This is a genomic window from Streptomyces sp. NPDC091280, assembly GCF_044768565.1.
Taxonomy (GTDB): Bacteria; Actinomycetota; Actinomycetes; order Streptomycetales; family Streptomycetaceae; genus Streptomyces.
Genome location: NZ_JBIVUZ010000023.1, coordinates 16,714 through 38,730 on the forward strand (window position 1 = coordinate 16,714; position 22,017 = coordinate 38,730).

21 protein-coding genes and 1 pseudogene are annotated in these 22,017 nt (G+C 68.2%); 4 read left to right on the forward strand and 18 right to left on the reverse strand.

What is annotated here, in order from left to right:
- Positions 1-276 precede the first annotated feature (276 nt).
- The 11 genes from ACIQPR_RS45645 to ACIQPR_RS45695 all read right to left on the reverse strand — a co-directional run bounded on the left by ACIQPR_RS45645 (position 277) and on the right by ACIQPR_RS45695 (position 11,232).
- Positions 277-1,311: an ABC transporter permease gene (locus tag ACIQPR_RS45645; RefSeq protein ID WP_403662494.1), complete on the reverse strand. Its 1,035-nt coding sequence runs from the start codon at positions 1,309-1,311 to the stop codon at positions 277-279.
- Positions 1,308-2,891: a sugar ABC transporter ATP-binding protein gene (locus tag ACIQPR_RS45650; RefSeq protein ID WP_403662497.1), complete on the reverse strand. Its 1,584-nt coding sequence runs from the start codon at positions 2,889-2,891 to the stop codon at positions 1,308-1,310. Before ACIQPR_RS45650 ends, ACIQPR_RS45645 begins: the two co-directional genes overlap by 4 nt.
- On the reverse strand, positions 2,888-4,027 hold the full coding sequence (locus tag ACIQPR_RS45655; RefSeq protein ID WP_403662499.1) for a sugar ABC transporter substrate-binding protein: 1,140 nt from the start codon (positions 4,025-4,027) through the stop codon (positions 2,888-2,890). The genes ACIQPR_RS45650 and ACIQPR_RS45655 overlap by 4 nt, the downstream gene beginning before the upstream one ends.
- Positions 4,028-4,030: 3 nt before the next feature.
- On the reverse strand, positions 4,031-5,182 hold the full coding sequence (locus ACIQPR_RS45660; RefSeq protein ID WP_403662502.1) for an LLM class flavin-dependent oxidoreductase: 1,152 nt from the start codon (positions 5,180-5,182) through the stop codon (positions 4,031-4,033).
- Positions 5,183-5,242: 60 nt separating this feature from the next.
- Positions 5,243-6,319: an LLM class flavin-dependent oxidoreductase gene (locus tag ACIQPR_RS45665; RefSeq protein WP_403662505.1), complete on the reverse strand. Its 1,077-nt coding sequence runs from the start codon at positions 6,317-6,319 to the stop codon at positions 5,243-5,245.
- 14 nt (positions 6,320-6,333) lie between these two features.
- Positions 6,334-7,197, reverse strand: a complete 864-nt coding sequence (locus ACIQPR_RS45670) for an ABC transporter substrate-binding protein (RefSeq protein ID WP_403662508.1) — start codon at positions 7,195-7,197, stop codon at positions 6,334-6,336.
- Positions 7,198-7,974 carry an ABC transporter ATP-binding protein gene (locus ACIQPR_RS45675; protein ID WP_403662511.1) on the reverse strand — a complete coding sequence of 259 codons (777 nt, stop codon included), beginning with the start codon at positions 7,972-7,974 and terminating at the stop codon, positions 7,198-7,200.
- Positions 7,971-8,813, reverse strand: coding sequence for an ABC transporter permease (locus tag ACIQPR_RS45680; RefSeq protein ID WP_403662513.1), 843 nt, complete (start codon positions 8,811-8,813; stop codon positions 7,971-7,973). The genes ACIQPR_RS45675 and ACIQPR_RS45680 overlap by 4 nt, the downstream gene beginning before the upstream one ends.
- The gene (locus ACIQPR_RS45685) at positions 8,810-9,811 is read right to left on the reverse strand and encodes an NrtA/SsuA/CpmA family ABC transporter substrate-binding protein (RefSeq protein ID WP_403662516.1); all 1,002 of its coding nucleotides are present in this window, start codon (positions 9,809-9,811) and stop codon (positions 8,810-8,812) included. The genes ACIQPR_RS45680 and ACIQPR_RS45685 overlap by 4 nt, the downstream gene beginning before the upstream one ends.
- Before the next feature lie 7 nt (positions 9,812-9,818).
- On the reverse strand, positions 9,819-10,850 hold the full coding sequence (locus tag ACIQPR_RS45690) for an ABC transporter substrate-binding protein (RefSeq protein ID WP_403662519.1): 1,032 nt from the start codon (positions 10,848-10,850) through the stop codon (positions 9,819-9,821).
- Positions 10,851-11,151: 301 nt separating this feature from the next.
- Positions 11,152-11,232 (reverse strand): putative leader peptide, encoded by an 81-nt coding sequence (locus ACIQPR_RS45695; protein WP_403662827.1) that lies wholly within the window; start codon positions 11,230-11,232, stop codon positions 11,152-11,154.
- Positions 11,233-11,491: 259 nt separating this feature from the next.
- Here ACIQPR_RS45695 and ACIQPR_RS45700 point away from each other — a divergent pair, with 259 nt between their 5' ends.
- Complete coding sequence (locus ACIQPR_RS45700) at positions 11,492-12,271, forward strand: IclR family transcriptional regulator (RefSeq protein WP_403662522.1); 780 nt, start codon at positions 11,492-11,494, stop codon at positions 12,269-12,271.
- Positions 12,272-12,486: 215 nt separating this feature from the next.
- On the opposite strand, the pseudogene ACIQPR_RS45705 reads toward ACIQPR_RS45700, so the two are convergent.
- From ACIQPR_RS45705 to ACIQPR_RS45715, 3 genes and pseudogenes are all read right to left on the reverse strand, one after another.
- Positions 12,487-12,813: pseudogene (locus ACIQPR_RS45705) on the reverse strand (transposase); the annotation flags it as partial.
- A gap of 820 nt (positions 12,814-13,633) precedes the next feature.
- On the reverse strand, positions 13,634-14,578 hold the full coding sequence (locus ACIQPR_RS45710; RefSeq protein ID WP_403662525.1) for a nuclear transport factor 2 family protein: 945 nt from the start codon (positions 14,576-14,578) through the stop codon (positions 13,634-13,636).
- A gap of 668 nt (positions 14,579-15,246) precedes the next feature.
- Complete coding sequence (locus ACIQPR_RS45715) at positions 15,247-15,684, reverse strand: MarR family winged helix-turn-helix transcriptional regulator (protein ID WP_403662528.1); 438 nt, start codon at positions 15,682-15,684, stop codon at positions 15,247-15,249.
- Between the two features lie 123 nt (positions 15,685-15,807).
- Here ACIQPR_RS45715 and ACIQPR_RS45720 point away from each other — a divergent pair, with 123 nt between their 5' ends.
- From ACIQPR_RS45720 to ACIQPR_RS45730, 3 genes are read left to right on the forward strand one after another with little or no spacing between them, the layout of a single operon-like run.
- On the forward strand, positions 15,808-16,302 hold the full coding sequence (locus ACIQPR_RS45720; RefSeq protein WP_403662531.1) for a hypothetical protein: 495 nt from the start codon (positions 15,808-15,810) through the stop codon (positions 16,300-16,302).
- Between the two features lie 58 nt (positions 16,303-16,360).
- Positions 16,361-17,011, forward strand: a complete 651-nt coding sequence (locus tag ACIQPR_RS45725; RefSeq protein ID WP_403662534.1) for an NAD(P)-dependent oxidoreductase — start codon at positions 16,361-16,363, stop codon at positions 17,009-17,011.
- Positions 17,012-17,070: 59 nt separating this feature from the next.
- Positions 17,071-17,577 (forward strand): ester cyclase, encoded by a 507-nt coding sequence (locus ACIQPR_RS45730; RefSeq protein WP_403662537.1) that lies wholly within the window; start codon positions 17,071-17,073, stop codon positions 17,575-17,577.
- A 356-nt stretch (positions 17,578-17,933) separates the two neighbouring features.
- Here the strand turns inward: ACIQPR_RS45730 and ACIQPR_RS45735 are convergent, their stop codons facing one another.
- The 4 genes from ACIQPR_RS45735 to hpaE are packed head-to-tail and all read right to left on the reverse strand — an operon-like array spanning position 17,934 to position 22,017.
- Entirely contained in the window at positions 17,934-18,650 is a 717-nt protein-coding gene (locus ACIQPR_RS45735; protein WP_403662540.1) for an SDR family NAD(P)-dependent oxidoreductase, read from the reverse strand.
- Between the two features lie 4 nt (positions 18,651-18,654).
- A complete protein-coding gene (locus ACIQPR_RS45740; RefSeq protein WP_403662543.1) occupies positions 18,655-19,452 on the reverse strand; it encodes a MoaF C-terminal domain-containing protein in 798 nt (265 codons plus the stop codon).
- A 45-nt stretch (positions 19,453-19,497) separates the two neighbouring features.
- Complete coding sequence (gene hpaD / locus ACIQPR_RS45745) at positions 19,498-20,505, reverse strand: 3,4-dihydroxyphenylacetate 2,3-dioxygenase (protein WP_403662546.1); 1,008 nt, start codon at positions 20,503-20,505, stop codon at positions 19,498-19,500.
- Positions 20,506-20,511: 6 nt separating this feature from the next.
- Positions 20,512-22,017, reverse strand: a complete 1,506-nt coding sequence (gene hpaE / locus ACIQPR_RS45750) for a 5-carboxymethyl-2-hydroxymuconate semialdehyde dehydrogenase (RefSeq protein WP_403662548.1) — start codon at positions 22,015-22,017, stop codon at positions 20,512-20,514.

Below are 22,017 nucleotides of genomic sequence, written 5' to 3' on the forward strand. Positions count from 1 at the left end.
GTCCGGTTGTGTGCACGCCACGCTATCATGTTGAAGTTTAAAGCAATAAGAAAGGTGCTTAAAGGATTCACAAGATTGTCCGTGAGCCAAGACGGGTCGTGGTCGTCATCCCGGACGGTAGGGCAAAATGAACCCTCAACGGAGATCCTCACGTACAAACTGCCTTGGCCGGCTGTACGTACCGACGGGCTCCGTTGAGTTTTCGTCTCGAACACCCAACGCGCTTGCAGAGCGTGCAAGAACGCTGACTTCCCGGCCTTGGGGCAGATCCCTCACTCAATCACGACCGCTCCGGCCTGCCCGCGAGATCAGCAGGGCCGCGATCAGAGCCAGGCCGTTGAAGATGTCCGGCACCCAGGCTGGCGCTCCCATCATGGTCAGCCCCGAGATGCCGATGCCCAGGGTCAGTACCGCCAATACCGTGCCCAGGACATTGAGATGACCGCGTCGGGTGACCACCGCACCCAGGAACACCGCGGCGATGGAACCCAGCATGACGACATCCCCGCCGTCCGGGCTCGCGGACTGAAGCCTGGCTGTGTTGAGCACACCGCCCAGGGCGGCGATCAGTGAACCCAGCAGCAGACCGGCACCGACATAGCGCGAGGTGCGCACACCGACCAGCTCCGCCGCCGCCCGGCCCGATCCGCTGGCCCGCATCCGCCTGCCCAACGGTGTGCGGGAGGTGACATAGCCGACGGCGGCGGCCACCGCAGCCGCGTAGAGCACCAGCAGCGGCACCCCGGCTACGGTCGAGGCCGCCAGGTCGTTGAAACTGTTCGGAATCCCCTGATAGAGCGTCAGCCCGCCGCTGACGAGCTGGGCGAACCCGGTGAGCAGCGTCGTGACGGCGAGAGTGGCGATGAAGGACTGGACGCGGGCGCGCACGATCAGCAGCGTGTTGAGCACACCCACGGCCAGGCCGAAACCGAGCCCCAGAGCGATGGCTGCAGGCGTTGCCCAGCCGTGACCGAAGGCCCAGGCGGTGAGCACACCGGTGCTGGTCATCACGGCGCCGATCGAGATGTCGATCTCTCCCACCGTCGCGGAGACCAGCGCCGATATCCCGATGATGACGGTGACGGACTGCGCGTACAGGATGGTCCTGGCATTGGTCGCGGTGTCGAACTGACCCTCACGGGCGATCGAGAAGAAGACCACGAATGCCAGCAGCAGCCCGACCAGCGACCACTGGGCGGCGAACCGCAGGACCGGTGTCCGGCCGCGGGTGCCGGCGCTCCCGTCCGCGCCCCGCTCGGCGGTCTCGTCGAGGGTGTCCACGGCGGGCGAGGGAGAACTGGTGGTGCTCATTGGATGGCCGCCTCGCGGTCGTGGTGGATGGCGGTCGCGGCGGCCGTTGCCGCCCCGGAGCTGCTGATCGCGCGAAACAGAGTGTCCCGGCTCGTGCGGGACAGGTCGTGGACACCCGCGGCAAGGCCCCGGTCCAGGACCAGCACCCGGTCCGCCAGGTCCATGAGTTCGTCGAGGTCGGAGGTGGCCAGCAGTACTCCGACGCCGTCCTGGCGCAGTCGCCGGACGGTGGCGGCGATGCTCTCCCGGGCGCCGACGTCGATGCCCTGGCTGGGCTCGTCGAGCAGCAGCACCCTGGGGCGCAGCCGGACCGCGCGGGCCAGCGCCACCTTCTGCTGGTTGCCGCCGCTGAGTGAGCCGACGACGGCCTCGGGATCGGGCGGCCGGATGTCGAATTCGCCGATGAGGCGTGCGGCTTCGGCACGTTCGTGCCGGCGGTCGATGGCTCCCCGGCGGGAGACCGCCCGCAGGTCTCCCAGCGTCAGGTTCTCGCGTACCGTCATCCGCAGCAGCACACCGTGCTCGTGCCGGTTCTGCGGGACGCCGACCACCCCGGCGGCGACGGCGTCGGCTACGGCCCGGAAGCGCTGCACCTGTCCCGCGACCTCGATGCTCCCGGCGGTGGGGCGCTGCACTCCGCCGACGATGCGGCACAGTTCACTGCGCCCGCAGCCGACCAGTCCGGTGACGCCCAGCACCTCACCGGGCATGATGTCAAGATCGACACCGCGCAGCCGTGCCCCGGTGAGCCCGCGTACCCGAAGGGCCGGCTCGGCGAGGTCCGTCCCGGCCGGGACGGGAGCGGCGCCGCCGCGGTCCACGGGACGGCCGGTCATCTGCTCGACGAGTCCATCGACGGTGAGGCCCTCGTTGGGCTGGTCGGCCACCAGACTGCCGTCGCGCAGCACGAGGATCTGGTCGGCGACCGCCAGCACCTCCTCAAGCCGGTGGGAGATCAGCACCACCGATACGCCCCGCGCGGTGACCGTGCGGACAGCCGTGTACAGCCGCTCGACGTCGGCGGCGGACAGCGCGGCGGTCGGCTCGTCCAGCACCACCACCGGCTGCCGGCCCGCCGGGACGTCGCCGAAGACCCGCGCGATGGCGAGCATGCCGCGCTCAGAGGCCGCGAGGTCGGCGACGAAGGCGTCGGCCGCGATGTCGAGACCGAAGGCGCCGAGCAGTGCCGCCGCCCTGGCGGTCTCGGCCCGCCGGTCCACCGGCGCGAGCGCACGACGCCCGTCGCTCAGGGCGAGTGCCAGGTTGTCGGCCACTGTCAACTCGCCCACCAGGCCCAGGTCCTGGTGCAGGAAACGCAGTCCGGCGGCACGCGCGCGGGCCGGGTCGAGCGGCAGCCGCACCGGCTCGCCGCCGATCCACAGCCCGGCCCCGGTGCCGGGATCAGGGGCATGCACCCCGGCCAGGATCTTGACCAGCGTGGACTTGCCCGAGCCGTTCTCGCCGAGCAGCGCGGTGACCGCCCCCGGGCGCAGGGCGAAGCCCACATCGCTGAGCACCCGGTGACCGCCGAAGGACTTGCTCAGCCCGCGCACCTCCAACGCGGGTGCCCTAGTCGTCATTTGACGTCCCACAATGCGCGGTACTTCGCCGCGTAGTCGAAGCCGCCCTCGTAACGCTGCCCAGCGGGAGGCAGGTTGTCCTTGGTCAGCAGACGCAGCGGCACACCGTCGTCCTTTGGGAGCGCGGTCTTGTTGAAGATCCGGTTGAGGTCGTCGAAGGCCGCCCAGGTGGCCCAGCCGTAGGAGGGAGCGATGTCGGCGATCTGGCCGGTGCCGTTGCGGATGAAGTTCAGGTTCGGCGCGTCGCCCTCGTGGGAGATCTGCGGGACCTTCGCGGCCAGCCCGGCGGCCCGGACGGCGGGCACGGCACCGACTGCGATGCCGTCGAACTCGTCCCAGACGATGTTGACCTCGGGATGGCCCTGGATGAACGCCACTGCCGCCTGGCCGAGTTGAGGGGTGCCGAGTATCCCGTCGGAGACCTGCTGATCGGCCGCGACACTGCCGCCGCCGTACTTGGCGAAGTAGTCCTTGATCCCCTGGATCTCCTGCCGGTTGGAGGAGTTGGGTGCGGCGTGGAGCAGCCCGAGCCGGGCCTTGCCGCCGGTGGCGAGCACGGCTTCGGCGGCCACCAACTGGCCCTGAAGATAGTAGTGGTAGTCGACGATATGGGTGATTCCAGGGTTTTTGAGGTTGTAGTTGGTGGTGCCGATGGTGAAGTCGATGTGCGGCACCTTGGCGGCGGCGATCTGGGCGAGTGCCTTGCTGTCGGAGTCGCCCTCGGTCACGATCGAGATGACCGCGTCGGGTTTGAGTTCGAGCGCCTGGGCGACCCCGGCGTCGAAGTCCTTGCTCACATCGACCGCGATGAACTTCCAGCCGAGCGCCGCGGCGGCTTTCCTGGCGGTGGCCAGCACATAGCTGTTGGTCTCGGAGAAAGCCCAGCGGTTGAGGTACACGACCGTCTTGCCGGTGGCCGCCTTCGGCGAGCTGGTCGGACCCTGCCAGGTCGCGGACGTGCTCAGGTACGGTGCGGTGAACTTCCGGGCGGCGGCCACCGCGCCGCCGCCTGCGGTGGAGCCGCTCGCGGCAGCGGCCGCAGCCACGGAGTGGTCGGGTCTGGCGCAGCCCGCGGACAGCAGTGCGGTGGCACTGAGCAGCGCGGCGGCGGTGAACAGACGGGTGCTGACGGGCATGCGTTATTCCTTGGTCAGGTTGAGCAGCGGGAAGAGCAGTTCGGCGGTGCGGTGGGCCTCCTCGATCAACGGGAAGCCGGACAGGATGAACGAGCTGACGCCGTGCGCCCGGTACTCGCCGATCCGCGCCGCGACGTTCTCCGCGCTGCCGACCAGGTAGGTGCCGGACGAAGGGGAGACCACGTCGAAGCCGAAGAGGCTGGGGCCGGTCCAGACGTTGGGGTGGATCTCCAAGTCCCGGACCTGCGGCAGCCGTCCGGCGCGCAGTGCGGCCAGGCTGCGCTCGACCGCCTCGTCCTGGATGCCGAAATCGCCTGGCTTGAAGTCCGCAAGACTGTGGCCGCGCAGATTCCATCCGGCCAGTTCGACCGCGGTGCCGTGGCTGGTGCGCCCGAGCAGCTCCTCGGCGGCGGCCCATGCCTCGTCCTCTGTCTTGCGGACGATCAACTGCAGGCGGGTGCCGTAGTCGAGGCGGCGGCCCAGGCGAGCCGCCTCGGCGCCCACCCTGGCGAACTTCGCCCCGAGCCGGGCGGGTGTGTCGGCGAAGCTCAGGTAGGTGTCGAGCAGCCGGACGCTGTGTGCGACTCCGGCCGGTGACGTGCCCGCGCCCCACAGCCGTACCGGCGCCGGATCGCTGGGCCAGGGGGACAGCGGGGAGAGGTCCAGCGGCCGTTCGGCCAGCCGGACGTGACGCCCCCGGTACTCTTCGCGTTCACCGCGGTGGACTTGCCGGTAGGCGTCCCAGTACTCGGCGCTGAACTCGTAGCGCTCGTCGTGCCCGAAGTGCACCCCGTACCCGGCCAGGGTGTCGTCCTGCCCGTTGACGACGTTGAACAGCAGCCGCCCGCCGGAGAAGCGCTGGATGGTGTCGGCGATCTGGGCGAGCTTGGCCGGGGAGTGCAGACCGGGGTAGACGGCAGGCAGGAAGCGCATCCGCTCGGTGTCGGCCAGCATCGCGGCGGTCACCGTGAGGCCGTCGTCGCGGCCCGTGCCCAGCAGCGCGCCGTAGTAGCCGAGCCGGTCGATGGTGCGGGCCAGTTCCCGCAGATGGCCGAAGTCGGTGGGCCACCGGCCATCGGATTCCCAGGGCACGGGGCCGTCCGGGCTAGTCAGGTACCACAGCAGCCGGACGGGCTGCGAGGAAGTCTCGGTCATGGCCGTGCTCCAGAGAGAGGAAGTGACAGGGTGCGGCGGGGACTTGTGGACGGTGGCGGGTCAGGAAGGGTGTTCTCGCAGCGCGGGCAGGATCGTCTCGCCGATCCGGTACGCCTCCTCCAGCAGGGGATTGGCGGACAGGATGAAGGTGTCGACGCCGAGTTCCTCGTATTCCTTGAGGCGCTCGATGACCTGGGCGGCCGAGCCGACCACGGCCGTGCCCGGGCCGGGCCGGAACAGGCTCATGCCGGGCCACAGATTGGGGTGGGTCTCCAGTTCGCGGGCGCGCGCGGGGACCCGGCCTCCGTGCTGGCGGAACTGGCGCTGCCAGCCGACGCCGTCCTCGGCGGCGTTGCCGCCCAGCTGACGGGCGTACGTCTCCTGGCTCGTGACGTCGAGAAGCCGGTCGGCGGCGGCCCATGCTTCGTCCTCGGTATCCCGCACGATCAGATGCAGGCGCAGTCCGATGCGCAGGGTGCGGCCGTGGGCGGCTGCCCGTTGGCGTACCCGTTCCAGCTTCTCCTTCAGAAGGTGGGCCGGTTCGCCCCAGGTGAGGTAGACGTCCACATGCTGCGCGGCCATCTCGATGCCGGGCTCCGAGGAGCCGCCGAACCAGAGCGGCACGTGCGGGGTCTGTACCGGCCGGAGATCGCCGAAGGAGGCGCCGGCGCTCTTCAGGTCGTAGAAGCGGCCCCGGTGGTCGAAGACCTCACCGGCGGTGAGCCGTTTCACGATGGACCAGTACTCGGCGCTGAGCGCGTACCGCTCGTCGTGTTCGACGTCCAGTCCGTACTCGCGCAGGGCTGTGGTGGATCCGTTGACGACGTTGAAGCGCAGCCGGCCGCCGAAGAGGTTGTCGAAGGTGAGCGCCATCTTGGCCAGCAGAGTGGGGGCGATCAGCCCCGGGTGTACGGCCAACAGCGGTTTGAAGCCGGGTCCGGTGGCGGCGGCCAGGGCGCTGCCCAGCGGCCACACGTCATACAGGTCGGTGGCGAGCAGCGCCCCGCTGAAACCGAGGCGTTCGACGGTAGCGGCCAGCTGGGTCAGGTAGCCGAGGTCCACCTGACGGCGGCCGGAGGGCTCCCAGGGATAGGCGCCCTCGCGGGGAATGATGTACCACAGGACTTCGGAAGCCATGGGTAAGCCGCCCCTCAGTGCTGCCGTGCGACGGCGTCGGCCACCGTCACCGGCCGGTCGACGAAGCCGGTCCGCACGAAGACGTCGGCCGCCCGCTGCTGTTCGGCGAGGAACTCCTCGCTCACCTCCTCGATGCGCCAGGGCAGGGCGCGCAGCGCCGTCTCCCAGTCGTCCACCGTCCCGCCCTGGTCGCCGGCGGCGATCGCGGCGGCTTCGCCAAGGTGCGCCTCGGCCCACGCGTCCGCCCGCCGCAGCGCGCGTACCAGGGCTTCGACCACCTCCGGCCGGTCCTCGGCCAGGTCCCGGCGGGTGAAGAACACCGACCGGTCGGTGATGACGTCACCGGTGGGGATCAGCACCCGCACGCCTCCGGTGCGCAAGGCAGCCGCCAGCTCGGGGCCCTGCGCGACCCAGGCCGCGATGGCGCCCGAGCGCAGCAGCTGCTCGCTGCCTGGCCCGCCGCGTACGGCGGTGACATCGGTGGCGTACGACAGACCGGCGTCATCAAGGGCCTTGGCGACCAGGTGCGTCTGCCAGGAGCCGATCGCCAGGTGGACGGTGGTTCCCTTGAGGTCGGCCACGGTCCGCACGGAGCTGTCGTCCGAGACCAGGAGGGCGCCGTGGCCGGGCCGGGGCGCCGACACGGCCGTGTAGACGATGTCGTGACCCGCGGCCTGGGCCGTCACGGGCGGAGTCGATCCGGTACCGCCGAAGTCGATGACCCCTTCGGCCAGCAACTGCCCGGTGCGCACCCCGTCGGTGTAGGAGTGGAAGGCCGCTGTCTCGCCCACCGCGGTCAGTTCCTCGGCGGCGAAGCCGAGGCGGGAGAGGTAGTAGAGGGTGGGGTTGCTGTGGTGTACCCCGATGGTGATGGTCATTCAACTGGCTCCTATTTCAAGCCCGGTTTCAAGGGCATCGACGGTGGAGGCCGAGGCGGGCCCGGTGGCGGGCGTGTTCGGTTCGGGTGCGGGCACGCCGAGGTCGCTCAGCAGACGCCGGCGCAGAGCGGCGAAGGCTGGATCGCCCGGATCGCGGGGGTGGGGAAGGCCTACGGACTCGTCGGTGACGATCCGTCCCTCGCGCAGCACGCAGACGCGGTCCGCGAGGCGTACGGCCTCCTCGACGTCGTGGGTGACGAGCAGCACGGCCGGCCGGTGGATCCGGCACAGCCGGCTGACGAGATCGTGCATCCGCAGCCGGGTCAGTGCGTCCAGGGCCGCGAACGGTTCGTCGAGCAGCAGGAGTTCGGGCTCCCGGACCAAGGCACGGGCGAGGGCGACGCGCTGTGCCTCACCGCCGGAGAGGGTGCCCGGCCATGCCCGGGCGTGGTCCGCCAGGCCGACCTCGGCGAGGGCGCGCTGGCCGCGGTCCGCCGCGCCGCGCGGAAGCGCGACGGTGACATTGGCCAGGACCCGTTTGGAGGGGATCAGCCGGGGTTCCTGGAAGACAGCCGTGCGGGCCCGGGGGACCACGACCTCGCCCGTGTCGGGACCGTCCAGCGAGCCGAGAATACGCAGCAGGGTGGTCTTGCCGCTGCCGCTGGCGCCCAGGAGGGCGACGAACTCGCCCTCCCTGATGGCCAGATCGAGACCGTCGAGGACGGTGCGGCCACCGAACGCCTTGCGCAGCGCGCGGACTTCGACGGCGTCGGTCATCGGCCCGCCCTCCGCCAGGGCATGAGGATGCGTTCCAGCAGCCGAACGAAGGCGTCGGCGAGCAGTCCGAACAGCCCGTAGACCAGGATGCACACCGCGAGGACGTCGGTGCGGGCGTAGCTCTGTGCCTGCGCCATCAGGTACCCGATGCCCGCCGTGGCGTTGATCTCCTCCGCGGCGATCAGCGCGATCACGCTGAGCGTCATGGACAGCCGCAGACCGGACAGGAGCGAGGGCAGTGCCCCCGGCAGGACCACCTCGCGCACGATCGCGAGCCGGCCCATGCCGAAGCTGCGCATCGCCTCGACCAGCTTCGGGTCGGCGTTGCGGACCCCGCCGACAGTGGAGACGTACATGGGGAAGGTCGTCGCGACGGCGATCAGCAGGACCTTGGCGATCTCGTTGATGCCGAACCACACCATGAACAGCGGTACCAAGGACAGGAACGGAACGGTGCGCAGGGCCTGGATCGGGGAGTCGAGGAGCTCGTCGCCCAGCCGGGTGAAACCGGTGACGACACCCAGGGTGAGTCCGGTGACCAGCCCGAGGAGCAGTCCGGTCACGGCGCGGGTCAGCGAGGTGACGAGCGCGTCGGGCAACTGGCCGTTTCCCCACAACTCACCGGTGGCGCGGATCACGCCCGCAGGCGAGGCGAGGACATCCGGGGTGAGCGCTCCGGTCGCGGACGCGGCCCACCACAGGGCCAGCAGGAGCAGCGGTCCCAGGGCTCGTACGGTCACTGTGTATCCGCGGGGCCGGGGGCGCGGTGCGGCCGCCCGCGCCGTGACCGTTTCCCGGGGCCGGGGAGCGGCCGCAAGGACGGGTTCGGCGGCGGTCATGACAGGGTTGTGACGTCGAGGAGGTGGGCGGCGATGTCGACCTCGGTACGCGTGACCTTCTGGTCTGCGTAGAACCGTGCGACCTTCTTGAACCGTTCGGTGTCGGCGTTGGTGACGGGCTCGACGGTGCCGCCCTCGCCGGTGAACTCGATCTGTACCCGCCGGGCCGCACCGGTGACGGCCTGCGGTCCGGTGCCGGTGTTGACGTTCAGATAGGCGGCCGGGTCCCGCTTCTGCCTGACACTGCCGTCGTGGAGGTACTGGTAGAGCGCCTTGACCACCGCAGGGTGCCGCTGAGCGAAGGCGGTCCGGACAGTGGTGAGGGTGTAGTTGTCGGAGCCGATCGCCTGTCCGTCGGCGAGGAAGCGTGCCTTGCCCGAGCCGATCTCGGCCACCGCGTACGTCGACCACACTGCCCAGGCGTCGACCTGGCCCGAGTTGAACACCGCAGCGGTCTGGTCGGGGCGCAGGTACACGCGCTTGACCTTGCCAGCTGGCACTCCCGCCTGGGCCAGTGCCTTGAGTAGCAGGTACTCGCCGGTGCCACCCTGGTTGACCGCGACCTTCTTGCCGACCAGGTCCTTGACGGAGGTGATACCTGAATCCTTCTTGACGAGGACGCCCTCGCCTACGGGATCGGGGGTGGTCGCGGTGAAGAACTCGAACCCCGGCTTCTGGGAGAGGGCGGTGATGCCGGACGTAATGGAGGCGGTGGCGATGTCGAGCTGGTTGGCGTTGAGGGCTTGCGCGGCCGGTGCGAAGGGGCCGTCGCTGCCGGTCCAGGCGACCTGGGCGTGCACCTTGGCCAGCGCCTTGGCGAGTGAGCCGTCCTTCTTACCGAGGGCCAGTACACCGGAGTTGCCGGGGTCGGGGATGCGTATGGTCACGGTGCCAGCACTGCTGGTGCGGCTGTCCGCCTGCGAGGTACCGCAACCCGTCAAGGCGACGAGCAGGGTGGTGGCGGCCAGTGCGGCGGGGACGAGTCTGCGGATGCTCATGGCGGTCCTACGGGGTTCTGGAAGGGGTGAGTACGGGGGTCGTGCCGATGCGCAGGCGGGCACGGTGCAGGGGGCCTCGGTCGGCCCAGCCGCCCACGTCAACGGGTTCGGGCAGGAAACCGTGGCGGTGCAGGGCCGTGGACTGCAGGTGGAGCAGGTCAAGCCGGTCCTCGGACAGGTCAGGGTGCAGCGCGCGGTGGGTGCCCGGCCGATACGCGCCGCTGACGCCCTCAGCGCTGGCGCCGGTTTCGGAACCGAGGATGCGGGCCACTTCGGCCGGCTGATCCGCAGCCCAGTCGGCGGCGCGCAGGAGTACGGCGAGGAACCGGTCGACGAGGTCGGGATGGTCGTCGAGCAAACGCTGGTGCACAGTGATGGGCCGCGGCGTGCCGTTGTTCACGCGGTGTACGCGGTCGGGCAGTTCATCGAGTTCGACGGCAACCTCTGCACCGGCACGCCGGGCCGCTTCGACGGCGAGCGCGCCCTTGACATAGACGGCATCGACGTCACCTCGGGCGAGAGCGGCCAGCACAGCGGACCACTGACCGGTGTGACCGTCAGCGGGCACGTCGACCGATACAGCGTCGGACAGTGCGTATCCCGCCGAGGCGAGGGCACCCTCAAAGCCACGTACGGCCATGGCCCGCCAGAAGTCGATGGCGATGGGGTGATGGGGCAGGGCGAGACGCAGTCCCCGCAGTGCGGAGGCTCCCCGGATGCCGGAACCCGGCGCCACCAGGATGCACTGCCGTTCCTCGATCCAGGTAAGGCCGATCAACCGGGTCGACTCGCCGCGTGAACGGGCCCACAGCGCGGGCACGTTGCCGCCCTCCCGTATCAGGGCACGCAGTGCGTGCGTGTAGTGGGTGCCGCGTATCTCGGCGTCCACGTCCTCGGCGGCGTCCTGGAGTGACCGTACGGTTATGCCGTCCGGGGCGAATTCCTCGGAGAGCCAGTGTCGGTCGGCGGCGATGCCGGTCGCGGTGGGCACCGGACAGCGGGTGAACCACAGAGTTTCGGGCGTGGGCGTGGGTGGCATGGGTCCTTCTCCGAAGGCTGCCCGGCCGATGGCGGCTGCAGGGCGGCGGGCGGGGGCGGGGAGGGCTGCGGGGGAAACCGCCTGCTCCTGACGAGATCAGTGAAGGCGAGACCCAGGGCGAAGTCCGTACCGACAGTCCGACTCGATCTTGAGCGGGTGCGGTAGCCAGTGCGGCTTCGGCAGGCAGCACAGAGATGACCAGGGTGGGTGCTCGTCAGCTGGTGCCGACACTGACGGACGGTTCCGTACAAGAGACGGAGTGAGCCGACGGATTACGTAAGTTCGCGACGGGCCGGACGGATCAGCGACACGCAGCGCTCGAAACACGGGCCAGATCAATGTGCCGACGCACGGTCAGGAGGACGGCGGTGATGTCGCGCACGGAATCCCCCTAGGACGGCGGTGGCCATCGGACCTGTTTCGGCAGCGTGCCTGCAGCCTGACACGGACGCGAAGCACGCGGCAAGCAACGTCCCATCATGTGGGAGTGAGTGTGAACAGCTGGTTTCAACACGTCAGGACCAACGCATCCGTGTCCCGCAATATGGGAGGGTCAGCCAGGTCGGGGGCCTCCAGCGGGCGTGGTTGGAGTCTGGCAACCAAGGGGCCGACTGAGACGGCAGCGTGGGGGTAATAGCGGAATGGCGGAACAGAGTTCTGTCGTCGGCGCGCAGGCGGTGCGGCGCGCACTGGACATCCTGCATTCCTTCCACGACAACACCCCGGATCTCAGCGCAGCGGAGATCGCCCGCAGGCTGACACTGTCCACGTCGACGGCGCACAGGTTGGCTCGTGCCTTGCTGGGGGAGGGGTTCCTGGAACAGGATCCCCGAACGGCCCGGTATCGGCTCGGTCCTGCCGTGACCGAACTGGGGCGCCTCTCCTATCACCAACGCGGGCTGCACCTCGCCTCGCCCGAACTGGCTGATCTCTCCCAACGGACCGGTGCCACCGCCGACCTGGCCCTGCGCAGCGGGCCTCATGCAGTGATAGTGGCGGGCGGTTCAGTCACTCCAAAGGTCGGGCTGCGCAGGCCATTGCACTCCACAGCGCTGGGCAAGGTCCTGCTGGCGTGGCCCCGTCCGGGTGACGGCACGGCGGAGTCGCTGCCTCCTTTGTATGCCTTCACCGACCGCACCATCGTGCGCCGCGACCTCTTGGCGGCGGAGTTGGAGCGGGTACGCGACCAGTGCTACGCGCTCAATGTTGGAGAGTCTGCGCAGGGCATCCTCACCATCGCCGTTCCCGTGCTGGATCACATGGAGTCGGCGCGGTTCGCGCTCGCGGTCCGAGGAACGCCAGACTTGATCACGGCGGAACGCTTGGAATGGTTCCTCACGCAGGCACGGGCATGTACCCGCGCCTTGGAGGTGTTGCTACTGCCGCCCTCTGAGCGGTACAGGGCACAGCAGACGGACTGATGGCGGCTTCCGAGGTGCTGAGTTGTCGGTGGGTGACCAGTAAGAACCCGCCTTTCAACCTGGCGAACGCGGAGGGAGGAGTGGGCCTTTTCCATCTTCGGTCTGATCTGGCCGGATGGAGGGTGCGGGGACAGCTTGGCCGAGGCTCGTGATCCCGGTCGTCGAGCAACGGAGCTGCGAAGGTGCCGCTGGTAGCGGATGAGGCTGAAAATGCCGGCCGTGCGCCACCGGCTGACGAAGCCGAAGACCGTTTGGAAGAACAGGAAGTCCGCGGGCGGGGCCCGCCACTTGCAGTCCGTGTCCACCACATACCGGAAGGCATCCAGGATCTCGTGGTGAGGCCACTGCTCCGGGTGACCGCCAGTGGACAACTGGCATGCAGGCGTGGGCAGTAGAGGTTCCAGCAGACCCCACTCCGCGATGCTGGTGTCGTAGGGATAACGGCGTTGTCGCGTCCCGTGATCCCTTGATGCCCGTCCCTGTGGAGACGGGGTGCAGGCAATCAGGTCGAGGGTGGACTCGACAGAGTTGAGCTGAGCGATCGTGTGGCGGACCTACTTGTCCTCGGGGCGAGTGCGGCATGCGGGGTGACCGTGCCCGTGATCGGCCTGCGGCCTTCAGTCAGCTTCTCGCAGATCACTCCCACCTCGTAGGCCCGCAGGACGTCAGCGTCGACGGTGAACTGGTAGTCGTCAGTGCGTGTGCAGATGAGGAGCGGCCAGTCAGTCTTGGCGCGTCACAGCCGGTCAGGCGATGCGCTCGGCTTCATCCAGGTCATCAACCGCCTGCGAATGCCTCGGCCGATCGGCCGCGCCACTACCGCGCCGGAAGCTGTACTGGCCGACAAGGCATATTCGTCACGCGCTATCCGAACTCTGTTGAGGAACGTGAGGGAGGGTTCCACTGGGCAGTCCAGCAGAAGGGGCTCGCCAGCACTGATCGCAGACACCCGTAGTGATGCGACATCGTGCTGGTCCCGGGCTGTTGCGCTCCGGCGCCGAAGGGCATCGTGGTCCGGGGGATGCGAGGGCGCCGAGGTCATGGCCCCGCCGCGTCCGCCACGCCCGACGCGCGCTCGGAACGGCCCGGCTCCACACGACGCCTCATCTGGCTTTAACGGTGCAGTTGGCGCCACAAAATCCGGCTTGACCTGGACCCATCCGAGCGTTCGATTCCGGCCTCTGGCGGCCCCGCTCAGAGAGTTCGTAGCAGGTGACAGACGGAGCCAGCTGACGCCGGAACTTCCCGTGACCGTTTTGGGCTGGTCCAACTCGGGCCGGGAAATAGGGCCGCGCGAGAGCGTTAAAGCCACTCATCCGCCGTTCGGCGGCCGTTCCCTGGTATGTCCGGCTCCGGTACCCCTCAGAACATGGTGTTGCTGTTCGATGAGGTCGCAGGTACGTCTTGGAGCGAGTCCCAGTGCTCGACGATCTTCCCGTTCTGTACGCGGAAGAGGTCGACGACCGCCTGACCGCGCTCGCCGGGTGCGTTGGTGTAGTGGCTGTGGATGGCCACCAGGTCTCCTTGGGCGATGATTCGCTTGGGCTCGACTGTCAGCTGCGGGTACAGCTTGAAGTACCCCCCGATGGCGTCCTTCGTGGCGGCGGCGCCGTCTGCGACGGTCGGGTTGTGTTGGTGGTAGTCGGAAGAGACGTAGCGGTCGATCGCGGACACGTCCTTGCGGACGAGAAGCTGATCGAAGTAGGCGGTCACCAGCTTCTTGTTGGCCGCTGTGAGCCATCGCGGTCCCAGTTGCTGGGTCGGCGGCTGACTGATGGTGGAAAACATGTCGTTGCCGTTGACCGAGGTTGCTGGCACGGCCTGGTTCACGTCCCAGTGCTCGACGATCTTCCCGCCCTGGAAACGGTAGATGTCGAAGAAGGCGTTGCCGCGGTCCTCCGGCGACAGCGTGATGTGGGAGCGCAGGAGCACCAGATCGCCCTCAGATATGACCTGCCGGACATCGACCTTCAGGTTGAGGTACTGGTGGTGGAGGCTGACGCCGAGCTTCTTGAACGCCTCGGCGCCGTTGGGGAGCGTCGGGCTGTGCTGGATGAGGTCCGCGCTCACGTAGCGGTCGACGACCTCGGCGTCTCCTCGCTCGAACAAGCCCTTGATGACATCGACGGCGACGGACCGCTGGTACCTGAGGCGAGCGCTCTCGTAGTCGCCGGAAGCGGTGGGGTGACCGGCGGACCACACAGTCGCGGCTGACGGGGTCGCCGCGGTGGCGGGCATGGCTACGGCAGTGGTGAGGGCGGTGGCAACGAGCGTCGTGGTGAAGGTCCTGCGGGTGACAAGGGGCATGGTGCTCGCATCTCCGATCTTGCTGGGCAAGCGGCGAAAAGCCAACCGGACCAGCCGGGAAGTCCAAATTTGAAGTTCCTGCTGCGCCTTACGTAAGCACATAGTTATTGAACTTTCAAGCTAACCATCGCATGTGCGAGGCTGACTGGTGGCGGCATAACTCGGCAGCCGTGCGTGACGCCAGGGAGTGGATTCGGCAACTGTGGAGCGCGCCGGACCTGCGTCGGCGGGTGCGACCCGGGCCTGCCGTGCTTGGTGATCCGTTGGCGCCCATGCCCGCCGCTAAGTTGCGCGGAGGGCCCCCGCCGTGAACGGGGTCACGTGCGCTGCGGGTGTTAGGGGGGAAGGGGGGGTGTGGCAGGGTGTGTTGCACGGCCTGCTTGCTGAACATGTCCGGCCTGTGGGTGCTGCGCGGCGTGGGTGTCTGCGGACCGGCTCTTGGCCGGCCCGACTGTGACGCGGCTGGACGCGACGAGGTCAATCCCGACCGCGCGTGACGCTCCGAGCGGTGAGGCGGGGCCTTCGCTGAATACGGGACTGCACATACCCACAACCTGGTCCGCAAGCCGGCGTGGCTGTCCTCGGTGAGCCTGCCTGCTTGGCCGTCGTCTGGACCGTGGTGGACCTGGTCCTTTGGCCGGCCGTGAATGGTTCGGGTGTGCGCTGGATCATTCGTTGGCGTCCCGGAGCGTGCGCAGGATACGTTCCAGGCTGATCCGGTCCTGTATCGCCAGAGGCCCGGTGACATGGCTGCGAAGATGCGCCACGTGGGTGATCATGGCGCGGTCCAGGGCCTCGCTGCCCTTGTCGGTGAGTGCGGCGAGAGCGGCTCGCCGGTCGTCAGGGTCGGGGTCTCGGCGGATCAGACCTTCCGTTTCCATCCGGTCGGCGAGGCGGGTGAACCCGCCCGAGCTGAAGGACACGGCCTCCGCCAGGTCCGTCATGCGCAGTCGGTGCCCGGGTGTACGCCCCAGTCGCAGGAGTACCTCGAACCAGGTGTCGGGGACTCCGAGATCGCGATGCACCAGAGGCTTGAGGCGAGTGAACGCTTCAACAAATAGACCGTAGAGCGTCACGTCATCGTCGTTGAGTAGCTGTTCGTTCATGTCACCAGGGTGACAGATGCATACAGGCGGAAGAATCTGCCGTTGCAATATCTGCGGGTGCAGATATATTGTCTGCGTTGGCAGATGCTTTTGGGTCTATCTCTGCAGATGTGGAGCCTCCTCATGCACAAGCGCCTCGCCGCGCTCGGTGTTGCCACCTCCGTCGCCTTCGCCGTCGGCTTGGCCCTGGGTCCCGCCACGGCGGACGCCGCGTCCCCGGTGTATGGCGAGCATGTGATCACCATTGAAGTCGTCGAGAAGGGCACGGCGATCAACATGGTTGACGTCGCTCCTGCCGGCTCCGCTCTCGGTGACCAATTGATCGGAACCGGCGACTTGCTCGGTCGTGACGGCCGCAAGCTCGGGAGGAGCAGCTTCGTCGGTACGTCTACCGATGCCAAGCCGCGTACCGCCGAGTTGCTGACGTTCGTCTACGAGCTGCCGGGCGGCAAGATCACGACAGAGGGCACGGCCAAGCTTTCGGCCACTGACCCTGTCTTCGACGAGCAGTTCGCCATTACGGGCGGCACCGGTGCCTACAAGAGCGCCTCGGGTCAGGTCCGTGTCCTGCAGGAGACGGTGGAACGGGCCAAGGTCACCTTCAAGATCCTGCGCTGACAACGCGACAACGCAGCAGGACCAAGCAACCTCGAAGTACGTAGGAATGGAGCCACCCGTGAACATTCTCCTGATCGGTGCCACCGGCATGATCGGCTCGCGTATCGCCACGGAAGCGCTTGACCGTGGACACCAGGTCACCGCTGCTAGCCGCTCAGGCCGAGTTGACGCCCTGTCAGACCACCTCTCCCTGACCGTACTTGCCCTGGACGCCGCCGACTCAGACGAGGTTGGCCAGGCCGCCAACGGGCACGCAGTCGTGGTGTCTGCCATCTCTCCGCCGCGCGACGGCTCCGACCCAACCGCGCCGCTGCTCGCGACGTACAAGTCTTTGATCACGGGGCTGCGTACCGCCGGCATACGCCGCCTGGTGGTCGTCGGAGGAGCTGGCAGCCTCAAGACGGCCTCGGGCCGTGACCGGGTCGACACCTCAGACTTCCCCCTGCTCTACAAGGCCGAGGCCCTTGCCCAGCGTGAAGTGCTGCGTCTGCTTCGCGCTGACGCAGAGGACCTTGACTGGACCTACGTCTCCCCGGCCGACGAGATCGCCCCCGGCGAACGAACCGGCACTTTCCGCCTGGGCGGCGACGATCTGCTGACCGCCGCGGACGGCAGCAGCTTCATCACGGCCGAGGACTACGCGGTCGCGCTAGTCGACGAGGCTGAGAAGAGCACGGCGATTCGCCGCCGCATCACCGTCGCGTACTGAGCCACGCGGACCCTCTACCCAAGCGATCCGAGCACCCCCCACCACCAGGAGATCCATTAATGAAGCGCAAGAAGCTCACCCTCGTTGCCGGTGTATCTGTCGCCGTGATCGCCGTGGGCGGCACGGCGTACGCCACCCAGAACACCGCGTCACGGCACGGCGGGTCGCAGACCCGCTCCGCAGAGTGGACGGAGGCGCACAACAAGAAGGTGGCGCTGGACTTCATCAACCTGGCGTTCAACCGAAAGAAGCCCCAGGAGGCCGCTGACCGCTACATCGGGGCCTCATACACCCAGCACAGCCCGGGCTTCGCCGACGGCAAGGAGGCGTTCGTCGCCGCCGTCAAGGACTACACCACGCAGTTCCCGCAGTTGAACGAGGATGTCAAGCGGGTGGCCGCCGATGGAGACCTCGTATACATCCACACCCACGAGACCACCTCACCGACGGACCGCGGTTCTGCGATTGTCGACATCTTCCGGCTGGAGCGAGGCAAGATCGTCGAGCACTGGGACGTGACCCAGGCCGTGCCGGAGAAGTCGGCCAACGACAACACCATGTTCTGACCCTGCCAGCCCGCCTTCGCCCGCAGACCGGATTGTGACCGGTCGGCGGGCGAAGGCGTTTGCACTTTGGTGGTCGAGTTCCTGGAGGTGAGCCGGGCGAGACGACTGGCCTGCTCCGGGTCACCACCAGTGTCGAGGGTGTGCCCGCGCCAATCGGAGTGGTGCGTGTGACGGTGTTGGCGGCGATGCACAGCACGAGGATGTGTCTGCGGCACGCATGTGAGTACTGCGGTGCCGCCGTGTTCCTGGTGAAGCAGTCGCAACTGGGTTTCCCCGTAAGTGCTGAGCATCGAACATGGAGTACATGCCCCCACCGTGTGTGGCGAGATCGATGAGGAGGTCCGCTGCCAGGATGCTCAGTCCATGGGGAAGGCCGACTTGGCCGACATCGCGAAGTCGGACAACAGGTGGGTTCCGTTGACCGGGCGGGAGGCGGGGGATGCCAGAAAGAGCACCAGGCGGGCAACCTCCGAGGAGGTCTGCACCGGGTAGCCCACGCCCGAGAAGCCGTCGGCGCGACCCATGTCGGTCCGGGACATCGGCGTGTCCACGACGCTCGGGCACACGCAGTTGACGCGGATCCCGTGTGGAGTGAGATCGGTGGCCAGTGCCTTACCCAGCATGAGCAGGGCGCCCTTGGACGCGCAGTAGGGGGCCATGCCCTCTGACGCCAGCATCGACGAGTCGGAGGCGAGCAGAACCACGGCTGCATCCGCAGCCCCTCTCAGATGTGGCACGGCGTGCTTGACAGTCAAGAACGCGCCTTTGACGTTGACCGCCATCACCGCGTCCCAGTCCGCCACGCTCACGTCGGGAGCGAGGGTGCCCACCGGGCCGGAGATCCCGGCGCAGCATACGACGACGTCGATGCCGCCGAGATCGGCCGCGATGCCGTCGAGGGCCGCACGCACCTGGTCCTCGTCGGTAATGTCAGCGTGCCGATCGGAGCCGGGTGCGCGGTCGACGATGGCGACGCGCGCGCCTTCCTTGCGGAACGCGTCGGCGCAAGCGGCACCGATCCCGGAGGCGCCGCCGGTGACGACGACGGCGCGGTCCTTGAGCCGAAGGTCCATCAGGTCACTCGGCCCAGGTGGACGGGTCGTGGTCGGTCTGGTTGAGGAAGATGGCGCGGGCACCCATGGCGATCGCGTTGGTCGTCTTGGCCTCGGTGTCGTAGCCCCAAATCCGGCCAGTCGACTGGTTCGCGCGGAAGTTGAGGATGACGATGCCGTCGCAGGGAACGACTTTCTCCTGCCAGGTGAGCAGGTAGATATCCGGGCGGATCCGCCAGACGCGGGCGCGGTCGACGTCGGCGAGACCCTTCTCAGCTCCGGCGAGGCATTGCCAGGCGTAGGCGTTCTCGCTGAGGTAGATGTGCTCATAGGCGTTGTCAGGGCCGTAGACGTACTGCACGCGCCGGCCGACGAGTTCGTCGGTGCGCAGGTGTCGCCCGGTGGTGTCGCGGTCGATGCCACCGCCGTCGACTTCCTCCTCCGCGAACAGACCGCCCTTGGCCTGGCCGGGGACGAGAGAGCTGCGCACGACCGTCACGACGCCCCTTGCGAGATCCAGCACGAGGACCACGGAGGCAAGTTCGTTGTCACCGCGTACGAAGTGGGCGAGGAACAGGTCGGTGTCCACCTCCTTGACGGAGCCGGTATGCCGAGAAACGGCCCCCGACTCCACCAGTTCCACGTGTCCGCCGCCAGCGAATCGCACCTGCATCTCGCCGGCGGAGTCCAGGTGCAGGGTGAGGGTGCGGCCGTCCAAGGCGTTGCTCTCGGGGATGTTGTAGGCGGCGAATCCGCTGCTGTCGAGGACATTGAGCGTCGGCCACTGTTCGGAGGGCACGTAGTCCCGGTCGTATGCGCTCATCTGGGTGCTCGTTTCTTGAGGGAGGAGGTAGGGACAGGGAGGATGTCAGCCGAGGCCGTCGGCGCCGACCTGTACGGCGGACTCGTCGAGAATCGTGTCGGTGACCGGTTGCGAGTTGCCGTCGAGGCCGAGGACGGGCGTGGCTTCCTTGTACCAGGACTCGATGACTGCGTTGCCCCAGAAGTCGCGACGGCGGTCGTCGTGGACGTTCCAGCGGTACGTCTCGTGGTCGGGGTCGCCGGTGTAGTAGTCGGAGGTGTAGATTTCCACGCGGTGGCCGTCGGGGTCCCGCAGGTAGAGGTAGAAGGCGTTGGAGACGCCGTGCCGACCGGGACCGCGCTCGATGTGGTGTTCCTTACGGACCGAGCCGAACAGGTCAGCGGTGCGCAGCACTTGGTGGGACTCGTGAGTGGCGACACCGAGATGGTGCAGGCGGGGGCCGGCGCCGCCGGTGAAGGCAACGTCGTGGACGGTCTGCTTGCGGTACATCCAGGCCGCGTACAGCTCGTGCTCGTCGCCCTCGATGGTCTCCGAGCAGCCGAAGCCGAGCGCCTTGTAGTGGGCGTAGGCGGCAGGGATGTCGGGGGTGCAGATATTGAAGTGGTCCAGGCGGGCGATCTCCGCGCCGCGGCGCAGGTCGTAGCGCTGGATGAGCCGTTCCGCGCGGTCGATCTCATGGAAGAACTCGACAGGGAAGCCGAGCGGATCCACCACGCGTACCGCGTCTCCGACACCGTGGGTGCCCTCGCCGCGCGGTACGCGGAGCACCGGGCAGCCCAGTGCACGGAAGTAGTCCTCAGCCCGGTCCACGTCCTCGGGGGCGCGCAGCCGGTAGGAGATGTGGTCCAGGGCGGCGATGCCGCCCTGGCGCAAGACGAGGGAGTGGTGGGTCAACTCGTCGGTGCCGCGCAGGTAGAGCGAGTCGGCGGCCTCGTACTGGACGTGGAAGCCGAGCATGTCCACCCAGAACCACCGGGCTTTGGGCAGGTCGGTCACGACCAGCTGGGCGTACGCCGAGCGAACTACGTCGGGGGGACGGGGGAGTGGGGTCATTGCGGCTCAGGCCTCCTGGTCCAGCCGGGCGCCGAAGCGGGGGACGTGGGTGTCGCCGAGGGCGACGGACACGATCTGCGCGTCGGTGTAGAAGTCGATGCTGTGGGCGCCGCCCTCCTGCCCGAGGCCGGAGGCCTTGACACCGCCGAACGGGGTGCGCAGGTCGCGGACGTTGTGCGAGTTGAGCCAGACCATGCCGGCCTGCATCGCCTGGGCGACGCGGTGTCCACGCTTCAGGTTGCTGGTCCACACGTAGCCGGCCAGGCCGTAGCGGGTGTCGTTGGCCAGTCGCACGGCGTCGGCCTCGTCCTCGAAGGATGTGATCGCCACGACGGGGCCGAAGATCTCCTCGCGCCAGATCCGCATCCGTGGTGTGACGTCGGCGAAGACGGTGGCGGCCAGGTAGTTGCCCTCCGGCAGCCCGGCCGGACGCCCCCCTCCGGCGACCAGCCGGGCGCCCTCCTCACTGCCGGAGGCGACATAGCCGAGCACCCGCTCGTAGTGTTCTGGATGGACCAGCGCACCGATCTCCGTGGCCGGATCCCGGGGCAGTCCTACCCGCACGCGCGCGGCCCGCTCGGCGTACCGGGCCACGAACTCGTCGTAGACTGAGGCTTCGACGATGACCCGCGAACCGGCCGTGCAGCGCTCCCCGTTGAGCGAGAAGACGCCGAACAGTGCGCCGTCCACGGCGGCGTCGAGATCTGCGTCGGCGAAGATGACGCAGGGCGACTTCCCGCCGAGCTCCATCGACAAACCCTTCAGCCCGGTGGCTGCGGAACGCATGATGGTCTGCCCGGTGGTGGTCTCGCCGGTGAAGGAAATCAGAGGTACGTCAGGGTGCTCGACCAGCGCCGCGCCAGCCTCTTCACCGATGCCGTGGACCAGGTTGAAGACGCCTTGCGGCAGACCTGCCTCCTCCATGATCTGCGGCCACAGCGACGCGGTGAGCGGCGTGAACTCGGCGGGCTTGAGGACGACTGTGCAGCCCGAGGCGATGGCGGGGGCGAGCTTCCAACTCTCCAGCATGAATGGTGTGTTCCACGGCGTGATCAGGCCTGCGACGCCGATGGGCTTGCGGACCACGTATCCGATCTGCGCTGATGTACGGAACGCGTCCTCGTGTAGGGCGTTGATCAGGTCGGCGAAGTAGCGGAAGTTCTCGGCGGCGCGGCGGGCCTGGCCACGGGCTTGGGTGATGGGCAGCCCGGTGTCGAAAGACTCCCATTCGGCCAGCAGGTCCTCACGGGACTCGATGGCATCGGCGACCTGGTTCAGTATCCGTCCGCGCTCGCGCGGGCTCATCCGGGGCCACGGGCCGTGCTCGAATGCCCGCTGCGCGGAGGCGACAGCGGCCGCGATGTCGGCGGGCCCGCCGGAGGCGACCTCGCAGTAGGAGTCATTGCTCGCCGGGTCGGCGTTGGAGAAGGTACGGCCGTCGGCCGAGTCGCTGAGGGTGCCGTCGATGTAGTGGCGGATAGCCTTCGGCAGGTCGGCGGGTGTGAGTGTCAT